The sequence below is a fragment of the Sphingobium sp. TA15 genome, assembly GCF_037101235.1.
GTDB lineage: Bacteria > Pseudomonadota > Alphaproteobacteria > Sphingomonadales > Sphingomonadaceae > Sphingobium > Sphingobium indicum.
Genome location: NZ_AP025356.1, coordinates 580,454 through 595,532 on the forward strand (window position 1 = coordinate 580,454; position 15,079 = coordinate 595,532).

12 protein-coding genes are annotated in these 15,079 nt (G+C 66.1%); 8 read left to right on the top strand and 4 right to left on the bottom strand.

Going from position 1 to position 15,079, the window contains the following annotated elements; translation table 11 throughout:
• Positions 1-4: 4 nt before the first annotated feature.
• From Sj15T_RS19805 to Sj15T_RS19840, 8 genes are all read left to right on the top strand, one after another.
• On the top strand, positions 5-511 hold the full coding sequence (locus Sj15T_RS19805) for a MaoC family dehydratase N-terminal domain-containing protein (RefSeq protein WP_013054048.1): 507 nt from the start codon (positions 5-7) through the stop codon (positions 509-511).
• A 10-nt stretch (positions 512-521) separates the two neighbouring features.
• On the top strand, positions 522-950 hold the full coding sequence (locus Sj15T_RS19810; RefSeq protein WP_007687822.1) for a MaoC/PaaZ C-terminal domain-containing protein: 429 nt from the start codon (positions 522-524) through the stop codon (positions 948-950).
• Positions 951-994: 44 nt separating this feature from the next.
• Complete coding sequence (locus Sj15T_RS19815) at positions 995-3,301, top strand: CoA transferase (RefSeq protein ID WP_013054049.1); 2,307 nt, start codon at positions 995-997, stop codon at positions 3,299-3,301.
• A 33-nt stretch (positions 3,302-3,334) separates the two neighbouring features.
• A complete protein-coding gene (locus Sj15T_RS19820) occupies positions 3,335-4,756 on the top strand; it encodes an aldehyde dehydrogenase family protein (protein WP_013054050.1) in 1,422 nt (473 codons plus the stop codon).
• Between the two features lie 46 nt (positions 4,757-4,802).
• Positions 4,803-5,717 carry an SDR family NAD(P)-dependent oxidoreductase gene (locus Sj15T_RS19825; RefSeq protein ID WP_013054051.1) on the top strand — a complete coding sequence of 305 codons (915 nt, stop codon included), beginning with the start codon at positions 4,803-4,805 and terminating at the stop codon, positions 5,715-5,717.
• A gap of 28 nt (positions 5,718-5,745) precedes the next feature.
• Positions 5,746-6,153 carry an OB-fold domain-containing protein gene (locus tag Sj15T_RS19830; protein ID WP_041386938.1) on the top strand — a complete coding sequence of 136 codons (408 nt, stop codon included), beginning with the start codon at positions 5,746-5,748 and terminating at the stop codon, positions 6,151-6,153.
• A 2-nt stretch (positions 6,154-6,155) separates the two neighbouring features.
• On the top strand, positions 6,156-7,319 hold the full coding sequence (locus tag Sj15T_RS19835; protein ID WP_013054053.1) for a thiolase: 1,164 nt from the start codon (positions 6,156-6,158) through the stop codon (positions 7,317-7,319).
• A gap of 82 nt (positions 7,320-7,401) precedes the next feature.
• Complete coding sequence (locus Sj15T_RS19840) at positions 7,402-9,696, top strand: TonB-dependent receptor (protein ID WP_013054054.1); 2,295 nt, start codon at positions 7,402-7,404, stop codon at positions 9,694-9,696.
• Positions 9,697-9,867: 171 nt separating this feature from the next.
• Here Sj15T_RS19840 and Sj15T_RS19845 read toward each other — a convergent pair whose 3' ends face one another.
• Genes Sj15T_RS19845 through Sj15T_RS19860 form a run of 4 tightly spaced genes read right to left on the bottom strand, consistent with a single transcriptional unit; the run spans position 9,868 to position 15,063 of the window.
• Positions 9,868-11,367, bottom strand: a complete 1,500-nt coding sequence (locus Sj15T_RS19845; RefSeq protein WP_013054055.1) for an NAD-dependent succinate-semialdehyde dehydrogenase — start codon at positions 11,365-11,367, stop codon at positions 9,868-9,870.
• Complete coding sequence (locus tag Sj15T_RS19850; RefSeq protein ID WP_013054056.1) at positions 11,364-12,353, bottom strand: alpha/beta hydrolase; 990 nt, start codon at positions 12,351-12,353, stop codon at positions 11,364-11,366. The genes Sj15T_RS19845 and Sj15T_RS19850 overlap by 4 nt, the downstream gene beginning before the upstream one ends.
• Positions 12,350-13,087: an SDR family oxidoreductase gene (locus tag Sj15T_RS19855; RefSeq protein WP_013054057.1), complete on the bottom strand. Its 738-nt coding sequence runs from the start codon at positions 13,085-13,087 to the stop codon at positions 12,350-12,352. The genes Sj15T_RS19850 and Sj15T_RS19855 overlap by 4 nt, the downstream gene beginning before the upstream one ends.
• Positions 13,084-15,063 (bottom strand): NAD(P)/FAD-dependent oxidoreductase, encoded by a 1,980-nt coding sequence (locus tag Sj15T_RS19860; protein WP_013054058.1) that lies wholly within the window; start codon positions 15,061-15,063, stop codon positions 13,084-13,086. Before Sj15T_RS19860 ends, Sj15T_RS19855 begins: the two co-directional genes overlap by 4 nt.
• Between the last annotated feature and the right edge of the window lie 16 nt (positions 15,064-15,079).

The following is a 15,079-nucleotide window of genomic DNA, read 5'->3' on the forward strand; positions in this document are numbered from 1 at the left end:
GACCATGGAAGAGGCGACCACCCTCGTCACGCCGCAGATGGAGGCGTCGAAAGGCGTCTGGCATTCGTTCGAGACCAGCTTTCCGATCACGGCCACCGACATACGGCGCTGGGCGATAGCGACCTATTGGGGGCAGATGCCGCCGCGTCTCTTCTGGGACGAGGAATATGCCCGGACGACCCGCTGGGGCGGCATCGTCGCGCCGGAGGATTTCAACCCCTTCGCCTGGCAGTTGCCCCGCGAACTGACCGAGGAGGAATTGCGGCTTCAGGGCGCGATCCCCGGCCAGGAAACGAAGAAGGGCGACAATATCCTGAACGGCGGCCAGGTCGACAGGTTCAGCGCGCGCATGCGGCCGGGCGACGTCATCTCCAGCCGTTCCCGCCTGACCCATTGGGAGGAGCGGGAGGGCCGCAACGGCCTGACGCTCTACACCTATAACGAGACTGAATGGACGAACCAGCGCGGCGAATGGGTGAAGTCCCGCGTCATGACCCTCATTCATTATTAGGAGCTTCGCCTTGTCCATTTTCTTCGAAGACATCGCCGTGGGCGACCAGATTCCGGCCTTCACCCGCAAGACGACCATGATGGAATGGAGCCGCTTCGCCGCGGTGAACGAGGAGTTCGTCTATGTCCATATGGACGATGAGGCGGGACAGGCGGCGGGACAGCCGGGCGCGTTCGGCATGGGCAATCTGCGCTGGGCCTATATGCTGAACGCCCTGCGCGACTGGGCGGGCGACGAGAGCGAGATCAGGGAACTGGCCATGCAGTTCCGCGCCATCAACCAGAAGAACGACATATTGTCGACCAGGGCGGTGGTCGTGGAAAAGTCCGTCGCGGATGACGGCGCGGCCCTCATCCACCTTCAGATCGACGTGGAAAATCAGGACGGCAAGGGCACTTCGCCGGGGCGCGCCATCGTGGCGGTTCCGTCCCGCGCCTGACCATGGCCGCAAGAACGATAATTTTTCGGGAGCTTTGACGACCAATGGATGCTCTTGGCGATATTCGGGTGATCGAACTCGCGACCGGCGTCGCCGGCCCCATAGTCGGCATGTTCTGCGCCGACTTCGGCGCCGACGTGGTGAAGGTCGAGACGCCGGACGGCGACCCGGAACGCGGCCGTCCCGGCTTTCCGATGTGGAATCGCGGCAAGCGCAGCGTGGTGATCGATCCCGGATCGGCCGAGGGGCGCGCATGGCTGCGGAACCGGATCGGCGGGGCCGACATGCTGATCACCAGGGACGGCGAGGAACTGGCGGCCTTCGGGCTGGACGGCGACGAACTGCTGGCCAGCCATCCCCGGCTGATCCTGCTGGAGATGCCCGTCTATCTGCCGGGCCACGTCCCCTGGGCGGACGGGGTCGAGTCCGCCGCGCTGCTGGGCGCTTTTGGCGGCCAGTTCGCCCGCCAGTCCTCCGTATCGGGGGAGCCGGTCGAGTCCGTCTATCAGACTTTGCTCTATGCGCATGGCCTGTGGGCGTCGGTCTGCGCGGTGGCGGCCTTGATCGAGCGCGAGGGTTCGGGTTTCGGGCAGCGCGTCACCGTGTCCGGGATCAACGCGCTGCAGCAGCTTACCATGATATCGCTGGTGGTCGATCCCAACGCGCCGGACCCCAGCACGGCGGTGGGGGGCGCGGGGCGCCATCCGACCTATTCCCGCATGATCGCGGGCGACGGCAAATGGTTCACCAGCGGCGCGCTCGGCCCCCGGTTCGAAGCCATGTTCATGGAGGTGATCGGGCTTGGCTCCATTGTCGAGGATGAGCGGCTGGGTGGCAGCCTGGCGAACATGGTCGCGCCGGAGAATATCGGCTGGGTCCAGAAAGCAGTCGAGGAAGCGGTGCTGAAGCAGCCTCGCCAATATTGGCTGGACCGCCTCGACGCCGTCGGCATCCCCTCCGGACCGATAGACGGGCGCGAGGGATGGCTGGATCATCCGCAGGTCGCCGCCATGGGCATGCGGGTCGAGGTCGACGATCCCGACCGTGGTCCTGTCGTCATGCCGGGCGTCCCGATCAACCTGACCGCGACGCCGGGCGCCGTTCGCGGCCCCGCCCCTGCCCTTGGCGAGCATAACGACAGGGTCGCGCCATGGCCCGCACAGCCCCGCCCGGCCGCCGATGCGCGTCCGCTCGTGCGATCCGGCCCGCTGTCGGGCATCAGGGTCGTCAACAGCGGGCCGTTCCTCGCCAGCCCCTATGCCGGATGCCTGCTTTCGGCGCTGGGCGCGGACGTGATCAAGGTGGAACCGCGAGAGGGGGACCCCTTCCGCAAGCCCGCCTATGGCGCGAACCGGGGCATGCGCAGCATCGCCATCGACCTGAAGCATCCCGACAGCATCCGGGCCTTCCACAAGATCATCGAGGGCGCTGACGTCTTCATCGACGGGCTGCGGCCGGGCGTGACGAAGAGCCTGGGCATCGACTATGATTCGCTGAAGGCGATCAACCCCGGCATCGTCACCATGTCGCTTTCCGCCTTCGGCCAGACCGGCCCGCTGGGCGGGCGCGGCGGCGTGGACATGGTGCTGCAGGGCATGGTCGGGATGATGTCGGCGGAGGGCGGCGACGGCGAGCCCATCGTCAACACCATATCCGTCTGCGACATCAGCACCGCGTCCATGTCCTCGCTCACCATCGCGCTTGCCCTGTTCCACAGGCTGCGGACCGGGGAAGGCCAGCGGACGTGGGACACGCTGCTGGGCACCGCAACCTACCTCCAGTCGGCGGAAATCATCCGGTTCGAAGGCCGCCCGCCCGCCATCGTCGGCGGCGTCGACTTCCAGGGGGACGGCGCGTTCGACCGCATGTACCGGGCGGCGGACGGCTGGGTCCGGATCGCCGCGCCCGACGCTCCGGCGAAGATCGCCAGCGCCCTGGAAATTCCGGAGGAAAAGCTGGCGGACAAGGACGGAGCCATCGCCGCCATCGCCGCCGCCATCATCGATCTCAGCCGCGAGGAGGCGACGCGCCGCCTGAACCGGGCGGGCGTGCCGTCGGCATCCGTCAGGAAGGTGACGGAGGTGCTGCGCGATCCCCGGCTGTGCGAGGCTGGGTTCGCCCATGTCTATCCCTCCGACAATGGCGGCTTCATCGCCACGCCGGGGCGCATCGCATCCTTCAGCAGGACCGAATGGCGCGGCGTGCTGAAGCCGCCGGGGATCGGCGAGCACAGCGTCCGGATATTGGAGGATGCGGGGATCGATCCCGCGACCATCGACCAGTTGATCGAACGCCGCGCCGTCGCGGTCGGCGGACCCATGCCGCAGATATTGCCGCACGCCTATCGTTGAGCCTCGGATCGCAAGCATAAGGAACACGCAGCCGTGAACGCCATCGCAATGACCATCAACGGTCGATCCGTCGGGACAGGGGCCACCTTCCCGGTGATCGATCCATCGACGGGCGAAGCCTTTGCCGAGGCCCCTGCCGCCAGCCCCGAACAGTTGGAGGAGGCGATGGCGACCGCGCAGGGCGCCTTCGCTTCGTGGAGCCGCGACGAGGGGTTGCGCCGCAGGGCGCTGAAGGAAGCCGCCGGGCTGGTGATGGAGATGGCCGCCGACCTGGGGCCGATACTGGCCCAGGAACAGGGCAAGCCGCTGGCGGACACCGGCATAGAGTTTGAGGCGTCGGCGGAATGGCTCCGCTATTATGCCGATCTCGAACTGCCGCGGGAGATCGTGCAGGACGATGCGGCGGCCTATGCGGAGATTGTCCGCAGGCCGCTGGGCGTGGTGGCGGGCATCACGCCGTGGAATTATCCCATCGCCCTCGCCTTCTGGAAGATCGCGCCCGCCCTGCGCGCCGGGAACACGCTGGTGCTGAAGCCCTCGCCCTATACGCCGCTTTCCACGCTGGCGGTGGGGCAGGCGCTGCAATCGGTCCTGCCGCCCGGCGTGCTGAACGTCATTTCAGGCCCTGACCCGCTGGGTGCGGCGATGACCGCCCATGCCATACCGCGCAAGCTGACCTTCACAGGGTCGACCGCGACCGGCAGGAAGGTGATGGCGTCGGGGGCCAACGACCTGAAGCGGGTGACGCTGGAACTGGGCGGCAACGATCCGGCGGTGATATTGGACGATGCCGACATATCCGCCATCGCGGACGAGCTGTTCTGGGGCGCCTTCGCCAATAATGGGCAGGTCTGCGTCGCGATCAAGCGCATCTATGTCCATGAAAGCCGCCATGACGAACTGGTCGAGGCGCTGGCGGAGCGCGCCCGTTCCGTGGCGGTCGGCGCCTGGAACGAGGAAGGCGCGCTGCTGGGGCCGCTATGCAACCGGCCGCAGTTCGAGCGGGTGAAGGAACTGGTCGCCGAGGCGATCGGCATGGGAGCGCGGGTGGCGGCAGGCGGCGCGCCGATGGACCGGCCCGGCTTCTTCTTCCAGCCCACCATCCTCGCCGATCTGGACGAAAAAGCGCGGATCGTGAGCGAAGAGCAGTTCGGCCCGGCGCTGCCGATCCTGTCCTACAGCGATGTCGACGATGCGGTCGCCCGCGCCAATGCGGGTCCGTTCGGCCTGACCGCGTCGGTCTGGTCGTCCGACCCGATCCGCGCCGCCAATGTCGGGCTGGGGATCGAGGCGGGGCAGGTGCAGGTCAACGGCCATGCCATGGGCCTGCAGCCCCATCTTCCCTTCGGCGGGCTGAAGTCGAGCGGCATCGGCGTCGAAAACGGACCATGGGGCCTGCACGGCTTCACCGACATCCAGCTTCTCTACGCGCCCCCCAGGCGGGCGGCGGCCTGAGGAAAGCGGAACAACGAAACCACAAGCAACAAGTCGAGGATATGTCATGGGTGCATTGGAAGGACGGGTCGCCATCATCACCGGGGCCGGGCGCGGCATCGGGGCGGCGATAGCGCGGCGCTACGCGGCGGAGGGCGCGAAGGTCGTCATCAACGACCTGGGCGGCGACACGACGGGCGAAGGCAGCGATCTGGGGCCGGCCGCCGCCGTCGCCAGCGACATCATCGCCGCCGGGGGGCAGGCCATTGCCGACGGCGGCGACATTGCCGACGTCGCGACCGGCGAACGGCTGGTCGGCCTGGCCATAGAGAAGTTCGGCGGGCTGGACATCGTGGTCAACGTGGCGGGCATATTGCGCGACCGGATGATCTTCAACCTGGACGAGAAGGATTGGGATGCGGTCATCCGCGTCCACCTGAAGGGGCATTATTCGACCATCAAGCCCGCCGCGGCCTATTGGCGTTCGCTGCGCAATCCGCAGGGCGATTTCCGGATCGTCAACTTCACCTCCGCTTCGGGCCTGCACGGGTCGCCCGGCCAGCCCAATTACGCCGCCGCCAAGATGGGCGTCGTCGGCCTGACCATGTCGCTGGCGAACGGCCTTGCCCGCTATGGCGTCACGGTCAACGCCATCGCGCCGGGCGCGACGACGCGGCTCACCGAAACCGCGCCCGAAGACAAGAATGTGGACGGCCCGGCGCGGGCGGACGACCCCTATACGCCCGACCGCGTCGCGCCCATCGCGGTGTTCCTGGGTTCGAAGGAATCGGGCTGGATGTCCGGGCGGACCATCGGCGCGGCGGGGGGCGAGCTGATGCTCTACAATGTGCCGGAGATGATCAAGACCCTGAACGGCATGGCCGATCTGGATGCAGCGACCTTCGCCGCGATGGTGGAAAGGGAGTTCCGCCCGCTCGCGGACGGGCTGGCGCCCAGCATCTATTTCGATTCGCAGATGTGAACCGGGCCATGACTGACGGAGATTCATGATGTCGATCGGGCCTATCCCCGAACTCACCCCGGAAACCGCGCCCTTCTGGCAGGGCGCGGCCGAAGGAGAGTTGCGCATCCAGCGCTGCGTCCGTTGCGGGAGCTTCTATTTCTATCCGCGTCCCTTCTGCCCGAAATGCAATTCGGACGAGGTCGAATGGAAGCCGGTGTCGGGGCGGGCGCGGCTGGCCTCCTACATCATCAACTATCGCCCTTCGCCGGAATTCGAGAGCAAGGATCCGCAGATCATCGCGCTGGTGACGCTGGAGGAAGGCCCGCGCCTCTGCACCAATATCGTCGGGGTCGAACCGGAACCGGACAATCTGCCGCTGGGGATGGAATTGCAGGTCGCGTTCGAACCGCGCGGCGACCAGTTCCTGCCCGTCTTCAAGCCCGTCAGGATATGAGCATGCCCCTATCTTCCCCCAATGGCGGCAATATCGCCATCGTCGGCGCGTCGGAGACGGAACGCGTCGGCGTCGTTCCCGATATGTCGATGATCCAGTTGCACGCCGACGCCGCCCGGCGGGCGCTGAAGGATGCCGGACTGACGCCCGCCGACGTGGACGGCATCGCCACGGCGGAGACGCAGGTCATCGAAGTCGCCGCCATGCTGGGCATCCGCCCGCGCTGGATGGACGGCACGACCATCGGCGGATGCAGCTTCATGGCGCATGTCCGCCACGCCGCCGCCGCCATCGCCACGGGTCAGGCCAGCGTCGTGCTGATCACCCATGGCGAATCCGGCCGGTCTTGGGTGGGCATGCCCAACTATTCGATGAACCCCAGGGGGCCGGACGGTCAGTTCGAGCAGCCCTATGGCGCCATCGCCCCCTATTCCCTGTTCACCCTGCCCGCGCTGGCCTTCCTGAAGGCGCGGGGCATGGGGCAGCGCGACCTGGCCGAAGTGGTGGTGGCGCAGCGCGAATGGGCGATCCCCAACGAACGCGCCCAGCGCCGGACGCCGGTGACGGTCGAGGATGTTCTGGCGGGACCGCGCGTGGCCTATCCCTTCACCCGCGACATGTGCTGCGTCGTGACCGACGGCGGCGGCGCGCTCGTCCTCGTCAGCGCGGAGCGGGCGCGCGACCTGCCGAGCGCGAAGCGCGCCGTCTATCTGATGGGGTCCGGGGAATCCTGCGAGAGCGTGCTGGTGTCGCAGATGGACGACCTCACCTCCTTCGGCTCCTTCCGCAGGGCCAGCGCGGAGGCGTTCGAAACGGCCGGCGTCACCCATGCCGACATCGACCATGCCATGTTCTACGACGCGTTCGCGCACCTGCCGCTCTACATGCTGGAGGATACGGGCTTCGTCGGCTTCGGCGAATCCGGCGCCTTCCATGCCGAAGGGCACACGCGGCCGGGCGGACGCCTGCCCATCAACACAAATGGCGGCGGCATGTCCTACACCCATTCCGGCATGTACGGGATGTACGCCATCCAGGAAGCGGTGCGCCAGTTGCGCGGCGAGGCCGTGGTGCAGGTGCCCGACATGAAACTCAGCTTCGTCCAGGGGGTCGGCGGGCTTTTCTGGTCGGCGGCCTCCCTGATCCTGTCCAACCAGGCGCCCTAGGGAGGCAATGACGGTTTCGATCCATCAAAAGCGCTGCCAAGAAGGAGGCAAACTCCTCGACGGCCAATCAAGGAGAGAGAAAATGAACGGATTGGGGTACAAGCTGTTAGGCGGCGTCTGCGCTTTCGCATTTGCGCAACCCGCCCTGGCGCAGGATAGCGGTCCGGATCAGGCCGCGGCGGAAAGAAGCGCGTCTGGACCGGTCAGCACCAGCGACATCGTCGTGACCGCGCTCCGCCGGTCCGAAAGGTTGCAGGACGTGCCCGTGTCGGTGACGGCGCTGGGCAGCGCGGCGCTGTCGCAGCAGCGGCTTCAGCAGGTCAGCGATCTCGCCGGGTCGGTTCCCAATCTTCAGGCGTCGACCGTCGCCGGGGACGGGCTGCCGATCTTCTCGCTGCGCGGCGTTTCCATGTCGGACTTCAGCTTCAACCAGCAGGGTCCGGTCGCGACCTATTTCGACGAAGTCTACAAGGGCAGCTTTCCCCTGCTGGGATTGGGCATGTTCGACCTGGAACGGGTCGAAGTGCTGCGGGGACCGCAGGGAACCCTATATGGAAAGAATACGACCGGCGGCGCCATCAACTTCATCAGCAAGAGGCCGGGGCATGATTCCGAAGCCTATCTGAAACTGGGCTACGGCAATTACAACCGATACGACGCCGACGGAGCGGTGCAGGCGGGCCTGGGCGACACGCTGGCGGCGCGCATCGCCTTCACATTCTCCCGCGCCGACGGCTGGTTCAAGAATCTGATGCCGGGCAGGCCCGACGGCAGCGCCGTGCGCCAATATGGCGTCCGGGCGTCCCTGCTGTTCGAACCGAACGACAAGCTGGACTTCATCCTGCGGCTGACGACCAGCCTGCAAAATCCGATCGAATATGGCGTCCTGGGCGAGCCGGTCGGGTCTCTGGGCATCGGAAACGGGGTCTATGAGATGTTCGGCGCATCCAGCTATTTCAGGACCGGCCTTGGACGGCGGGAAATGGAGGCGGACAATATCGGCCGGCATCGGCACCGCACCTATGGCGCGTCCCTGACCGGAAACTGGCATGTCGCGGACGCGCTGACCGTCACGTCGGTGACGTCCTACGACTATGGGCGCCTGCGCGTCATCGACGAGGCGGACGGCACGCCGCTGCGGGTGCTGGAGGCCGACCTGAAAGGACGCGGCAAGCAGTTGTCGCAGGATCTTCGCCTGTCTTCGGACTTCGACGGACCGTTCAACTTCATCTTCGGCGCCTATTATAATATCGAGAAATTGTGGAACGAGACGTCGGCGGGATTCTACAGCGACATCGACGTGAACGGAGACGGCGCGCTCACCTGGGAAGATTGCGTCGACAGCGGCTTCGCGGTCTCCTGCATCTACCGCAACAATTATAAGCAGGTCAGGAAAAGCGCCGCCGTCTATACCGACATGAACTACAAGCTGTCGGACCGGCTCATCCTGCGCGGCGGCATCCGCTATACGCAGGATCGGGGCAAGGTCGTCGGATATCGCGCGCAGATCGAGGGGCCGGACGGCGTTCCCATCGTCAATACCATCCCGGGCGACGATCCGTTCGATTTCGATGCGTCGACCAGCGCCCGTTTCAAGAAAGGCACGGTCACCGGCAAGGTCGGCGTCGATTTCAAGACCGCCGACAACGACCTGATCTACGCCAGCTTCAGCCGCGGCTATCGCGCCAACGCCTTCAACGCGCAGGCCTATTTTTCCCCGGCCGAATTGAACGTGGCGGAACCGGAAACCGTCAACGCCTATGAACTGGGTTTCAAGAGCCAGTTCCTGGACCGCGCCGTGACCTTCAACGGGGCGGCATTCTATTATGATTATCGCGACCAGCAGGCGATCAGCGTCAATTCGGTCACCCATATCCAGACGCTGATCAATATTCCCAAGTCCCGCATCCTGGGCGCGGAATTCGAACTGACGGTCCACCCGGTCCAGGCGCTTCGGATCAATGTCGGGGTCGGCATATTGGACACGAAGATCAAGGAAGGATCGCTCAACGGCACGTCCCTGCGGGGGAACCAGTTGCCCAACGCGCCGAAGCTCAGCGCATCGGCTGGTTTCGATTGGGATATAGTGGAGACCGGCGGCGGAAAGCTGAGCTGGGGCGTGAACGGCAGTTTCACGTCCAAGCAATATTTCGACCTGTTCAACACGGAACGCACCGCGCAGAAGGGATATGCGCTGGTCAACAGCCAGCTCAGCTATCGATTTGCCGACGATCGCTACGGCGTCAGCCTGTGGGGCAAAAATATCTTCAACAAATATTATGCGCGTTATTCGCTGGACCTGTCCGGCAACGGGTTCGATTATACCCATCTCGCCGACCCGCGCACCTACGGGATCAGCTTCGACGCGAAATTCTAAAGCAGACGGCGGACCCGGGTTCCTGCCAGCGGCCCAATTCGGGAGCGTGCCGCGTCCATCAGGCGCGGCACGCTCCCTTTGCCGGACGAGATGGGCAGAACGTCCGGCAATGGCATCCCCGCATCCCTGCCGATCCCTTTCGCAGGCGGCCGCGCCTGCCTGGAAAATGCTTCACGGGCGGAAAACGGACGGCAGCAGCGTATATTTGGTGGTCAGATATTCATCGATCCCTTCAGCGCCGCCCTCGCGCCCCAGGCCTGACATCTTCACCCCGCCAAAGGGTGCGGCGGCATTGGAAAGGACGCCGACATTCCATCCCATCATGCCGGTCTGGAGTTCATTGATCAGCCGCTGCCCCCGCTCGATGCTGGCGGTGAAGGCATAGCCGACCAGGCCATATTCGGTGTCGTTCGCAATGGCGATGGCTTCGTCGTCCGTGTCGAAAGTGACGATCGGCAGGACGGGGCCGAAAATCTCCTCCCGCAGGAGTCGGCTGTCCCTTGCGACATCGGTGAGCACCGTGGGTTCGAAGAAGGTGCCCGCGCCGCCCCGCCGCTTGCCGCCCGTGACGAGGGTCGCGCCGCGGGACAGGGCATCCTGGACCAGCTCGTCCACCCCCGCGACCGCCGCCTCGTCGATCAGAGGGCCGATCGCGACGTCCGGATCGAAGCCTGAGCCGAGCTTGAACTGCGCCACCTTCTCCGCCACCCGCCGGCTGAATTCCTGGGCCACGCTTGCATGAACGATGAACCTGTTGGCCGCCGTGCAGGCCTGGCCGATATTCCTGAACTTCGCGACGAGCGCGCCTTCCACGGCGCGGGAGAGATCGGCATCGTCGAAGACCAGGAAGGGCGCGTTTCCGCCCAGTTCCATGGAGGATCGCAGGATGTTGGCGGAGGCCTTCTCCAGCAGCACCCGCCCCACTTGCGTCGACCCGGTGAAGCTGATCTTGCGCAAGCGGCTGTCGGCGATGATCGGTCCGGTGGCGCCGCCCGAATTCGTCGTGGGAATGACGTTGACGACGCCCGCCGGCAGGCCCGCCTCTTCAAGCAATTTCACGAGATACAGGGTGGTGAGCGGCGTCAGCGCGGCGGGCTTGATCACGACGGTGCATCCGGCGGCCAGCGCGGGCGCGATCTTGCGCGTCGCCATGGCGAGGGGAAAGTTCCAGGGCGTGATGAGCAGCGCCGGGCCAAGCGCATGGCGCGAGACGATCATGTCCCCGGTGCCCTCCGGCGACGAGCCGAAGCGTCCGGATATGCGAACCGCCTCCTCGCCGAACCAGCGGAGGAATTCCGCGCCATAGCTCACCTCGGCATGGGATTCCCGCAGCGGCTTTCCCATTTCGAGCGTGATGATGCGGGCGATCCGCTCCCTGTCGCGCATGACGAGGTCGAACGTCCGGCGCAGCAACTCGGCGCGCTCGCGCGGCGGCGTGCGCGACCATGACGGGAAGGCGCGGTCGGCGGCGTCGAGCGCATCCATGGCGTCCGACGGCGTCGCATTCGCCAGCCGGGCGACGACATCCCCGGTCGCCGGATCGTGGACGCTAAATTGCTGCCCGTCGGCCGCCGCGCGCCAGGCGCCGTCGATGAAAAGTCCCGTGGGGACGGACGAAACCATGTCGGCCGCCTCCGCCAGAGCCTGCTGCTGCATGGTCGCGGCCGTCATGCGCTTTCTCCCTCCCGCTCCAGCAGGGGGCCAAGGCCCATAGCCTGGCGAAGGAAGCGCGCCGCATGGTCCAGTTCGCCCCGCGCCGGAGCGATGACCCCGCCCAGCGTCAGGAAGCCGTGCATCTGGTCAGGCAGGTGTCGGTGCTCGCTGCCCCGCACCTCGCGCTTCAGCCGCCCGGCCAGCGCGATCGTGTCGTCGCGCAAGGGATCGTGGCCGACCGACAGGATGAGCGTGGGCGGCAGGGCGCCGAAATCCGGATGGCGCGCCGGCGATGCGCGCCAGTCGCCCGCCAGCGCCACATCGTCCAGATAGAGGTCGCGGAACCAGCGAAGCGTCGAGGATGTGAGCGGATAGCCGCTGCTGAATTCGTCCATCGACGCGGTTCTGCGGCCCATGTCGCCGGCGGGGTAGAAGAGAGCCAGCGCGGATGGCGTCGCTTCGTCCCTCAGCGCGAGCGCCGCGACCAATGCCAGCGTCGCGCCCGCGCTGTCGCCCGCAACGGCCAGCCCCGCCGTTTCGATGCCCAGCCCGGCCACCGCCTCAGGCACATGGCGCAGCGCGGCGACGGCGTCCTCCACCGCCGCGGGAAAGGGATGTTCGGGCGCCAGCCGGTAATCGACCGCGACCAGAATCGCGCCCGCCTGCCTGGCCAGCAGCCGGCAGGTGGAATCATGGGTGTCCAGATCCCCCATGACCCAGCCGCCGCCATGCAGGTAGACGATCAGCGGGCGCGGCCCGATCGCCGCTTCCGGCTCGTATATCCGCGTCCGCAGCGGATTGCCGCCCGCCCCGATCGTCAGATCCCTGGCGCGGACATCGCGTTCCGGTTCGAAGCCTGCGCGCAGCGACGTGGCGCGATAGCCTTCCCGCGCCTGTTGCGCCGTGCCCTGTTCGAGCGGAGGCAGGGCCGCCGCGCGATATTGATCGACGACGCCCTGCGCCCCCGGTTCCAGGGGGACGCGAAGTTCGATTGCCTCTGTCATTGTCCAACCACTTTCTGCACGACGCCGCCATCGACCAGGAATTCGGCGCCGGTGACATAGGATGCTTCATCCGAAGCGAGGAACGCGACGACCTGGGCCACTTCGTCCATGCCCCCCGGCCGTCCCAGCGGGATAAGCGACGTGTCGACCTTCAATCCCGCGGTCATGGGCGTGCTGATCATGCCGGGCAGCACCGCGTTCACCCGGACGCCCGCCGCCGCGAAGTCGAGGGCGGCCGCCTTGGTGAGGCCGATGACCCCGAATTTGGAGGCGACATAGCCGTAACGTTCGCGATTGCCCCTGACGCCGTTGATCGAGGAGATGTTGATCACCGATCCCCCGCCGGCGGCCGCCATGCGCGGAATGCAGGCGCGCATGCCGTAGAAGACGCCGCCCAGATTGACGGCGATCTGCCTTTCCCATTGGTCGTCGGACGTGGTTTCCAGCGCGCCGCCCCCGCCCACGCCCGCATTGTTCACCAATATGTCGATCCTGCCGAACCGTTCGACGCATCGGTCCGCCGCCGTCCCCCAGCTTTCGCCGCAGGACACGTCCAGGCGGAGATAGTCGGCGGCATCGGCGCCCATCTCCTCGGCCAGCAGCCGGCCCTCCTCGTCGATCACGTCGGTGACCAGAACCCTGGCGCCCTCGGCGACGAAGCGGCGGACATAGGCCGCGCCCAGGCCGCGGGCGGCGCCCGTGATCAGCGCGGTCTTCCCCGTCAGACGGCTCATTCCGCCGCCTGCGTCGTCAGCTCGCCCAAGGGGGTGAAGCGATAATCGCCCTCGGCCGGCCCGCGCGTCATGTTCCAGAACTCCAGCAGTTCGAACGGCCAGACGGCGGAAACGCGGCCGGTCTTGTTCCTGTACCAGCTCGTGACGCCTTCCGCGCCCCATGCCCGCGCCCGGTTGGCGCGGTCGATCTTCCCCACGAAGGCATCGGTCGCGGCGTCGGTGGGTTCCATGTCCTTCAGCCGCTTCACGACCAGGGTGCGGATGCACTCCAATATATATTCGATGCTGCATTCGACGATGAAGATCGCGCTGCCGTTCGCCGCCACGGCCGAATTGGGACCGCCGCAGATGAAGAAATTGGGGAAGCCCGGCACCGTCATGGTGGCATAGGCCCGCGGATCGCCGTCCCAATATTCGTGCACCTCCACGCCGTCGCGCCCGCGCACCTCCATGTCGGCCAGGAACTCGTCCGCGCGGAAGCCGGTGGCATAGGCGATGACGTCCACCTCATGCAGCACGCCGTCCGCCGTGACGACGCCTTCGGGCACGATCCGCTCTATTCCTTCGGTCACCAGGTCGACATGCGGCTTGCGCAGCGTGGCCGACCATTGGCCATTGTCGCGCAACAGGCGCTTGGCCCCCGCCGGATAGGTGGGAATGACCTTGTCGATCAGGTCCGGCCTGTCGGCGAGCTGGCGGCGGAATTCGGCCTCCAGTTCCTGGCGGAAGGCATGGTTGATGGCGCCGATGGAACCCTCTTCGCTCCAGCCTTCATCGGCGGTGACGGTGGGCATCCGGCCTTCCGTCGCCAGCCAGAACTGCCAGAAGCGATACCAGCGCGCATAGCCCGGAATGTGCCGGAACAGCCACATCAGTTCCGGGCTGATGTCGTCCAGATAGTCGGCCGTGGGCAACAGCCAGGGCGCGCTGCGCTGGAACACCTCCAGCTTGCCGACCTCGTCGGCGATCGCCGGCGCGATCTGATAGGCGCTGGCGCCGGTCCCGATGATCGCCACCCGCTTGCCCTTCAGGCTTACGTCATGGTTCCAACGGGCTGAATGCATGCTTGCGCCCGCGAAGCTGTCCATGCCCTCGATATTGGGCAGCTTGGGCGAGTTGAGCTGGCCGGTGCCGCTGATGACGACATTGGCGCGGTGGACCCTGACCTCTCCGTCGGTGACGGCCGTCACCTCCCACTCGCCCGCTTCCTCGTCATAGATCACCGATCGGACGAGGGTATTGAAGACGATGCGGTCGCGCACGCCATAGTCATGCGCCACTTTCAGGACATAGTCCTGGATCTCCGACTGGCGCGAGAATTTCTGCGGCCAGTCGGTCTTCTGCGCGAAGCTGAAGCTATAGGCATAGTTCGACGTGTCGAGACGGCAGCCCGGATAGGTGTTTTCCCACCATGTCCCGCCGATCTCTGGATTCTTTTCCAGCACGACATGCTCCACCCCGGCCTGCTTGAGGCGATAGGCGGCGACGACGCCGGTGATGCCCGCGCCGATGATCAGCACCTTGAACGGCCGGTCGGGATCGAGTTCGGACAGGGTCCACTGTGGGGCGCCCACGTCATGGTCGGCCACCTCATGGATCAGAAGATCCCGGTAATCGTCGAAATCGCGGGTGATGAGGAAGCTGACGATCGCCCGCAGCTCCGCATCGTCGGTGTGGCCGGGCGTCTGGATCTCGCCGTCGCGATACCGCCTGATCGCGTCGAAGGCGAGCCGCCTCGCTTCCTTCTGCTGCGCTTCGTCAAGGCCGCCCTGCGGCATCGGGATGAAGGATTTGCGCGTATGCGGCGGCTTGAGCGATGGGGGAACCAGCGACGTGTCGCCCGTCAGCTTCGCCAGCGCGGCCAGCAGGGCGGGCAGTTCCGCCTTCTCCAATATACGCTCCAGTTCGGCATCGTCGATGTCGATCGGAAGATAGGTGTCGAACGCATCTGCATGGTCGATGGGGTTGGCGGACATGGTCTTTCCTCTCTGG

Bases quoted from the DNA above. Each gene is read 5' to 3' on its own strand.
- Sj15T_RS19805 (WP_013054048.1), top strand. From the start codon at position 5: ATGGAAGAGGCGACCACCCTCGTCACGCCGCAGATGGAGGCGTCGAAA.
- Sj15T_RS19815 (WP_013054049.1), top strand. From the start codon at position 995: ATGGATGCTCTTGGCGATATTCGGGTGATCGAACTCGCGACCGGCGTC.
- Sj15T_RS19825 (WP_013054051.1), top strand. From the start codon at position 4,803: ATGGGTGCATTGGAAGGACGGGTCGCCATCATCACCGGGGCCGGGCGC.
- Sj15T_RS19830 (WP_041386938.1), top strand. From the start codon at position 5,746: ATGTCGATCGGGCCTATCCCCGAACTCACCCCGGAAACCGCGCCCTTC.
- Sj15T_RS19835 (WP_013054053.1), top strand. From the start codon at position 6,156: ATGCCCCTATCTTCCCCCAATGGCGGCAATATCGCCATCGTCGGCGCG.
- Sj15T_RS19840 (WP_013054054.1), top strand. From the start codon at position 7,402: ATGAACGGATTGGGGTACAAGCTGTTAGGCGGCGTCTGCGCTTTCGCA.
- Sj15T_RS19845 (WP_013054055.1), bottom strand. From the start codon at position 11,367: ATGACGGCCGCGACCATGCAGCAGCAGGCTCTGGCGGAGGCGGCCGAC.
- Sj15T_RS19850 (WP_013054056.1), bottom strand. From the start codon at position 12,353: ATGACAGAGGCAATCGAACTTCGCGTCCCCCTGGAACCGGGGGCGCAG.
- Sj15T_RS19855 (WP_013054057.1), bottom strand. From the start codon at position 13,087: ATGAGCCGTCTGACGGGGAAGACCGCGCTGATCACGGGCGCCGCCCGC.
- Sj15T_RS19860 (WP_013054058.1), bottom strand. From the start codon at position 15,063: ATGTCCGCCAACCCCATCGACCATGCAGATGCGTTCGACACCTATCTT.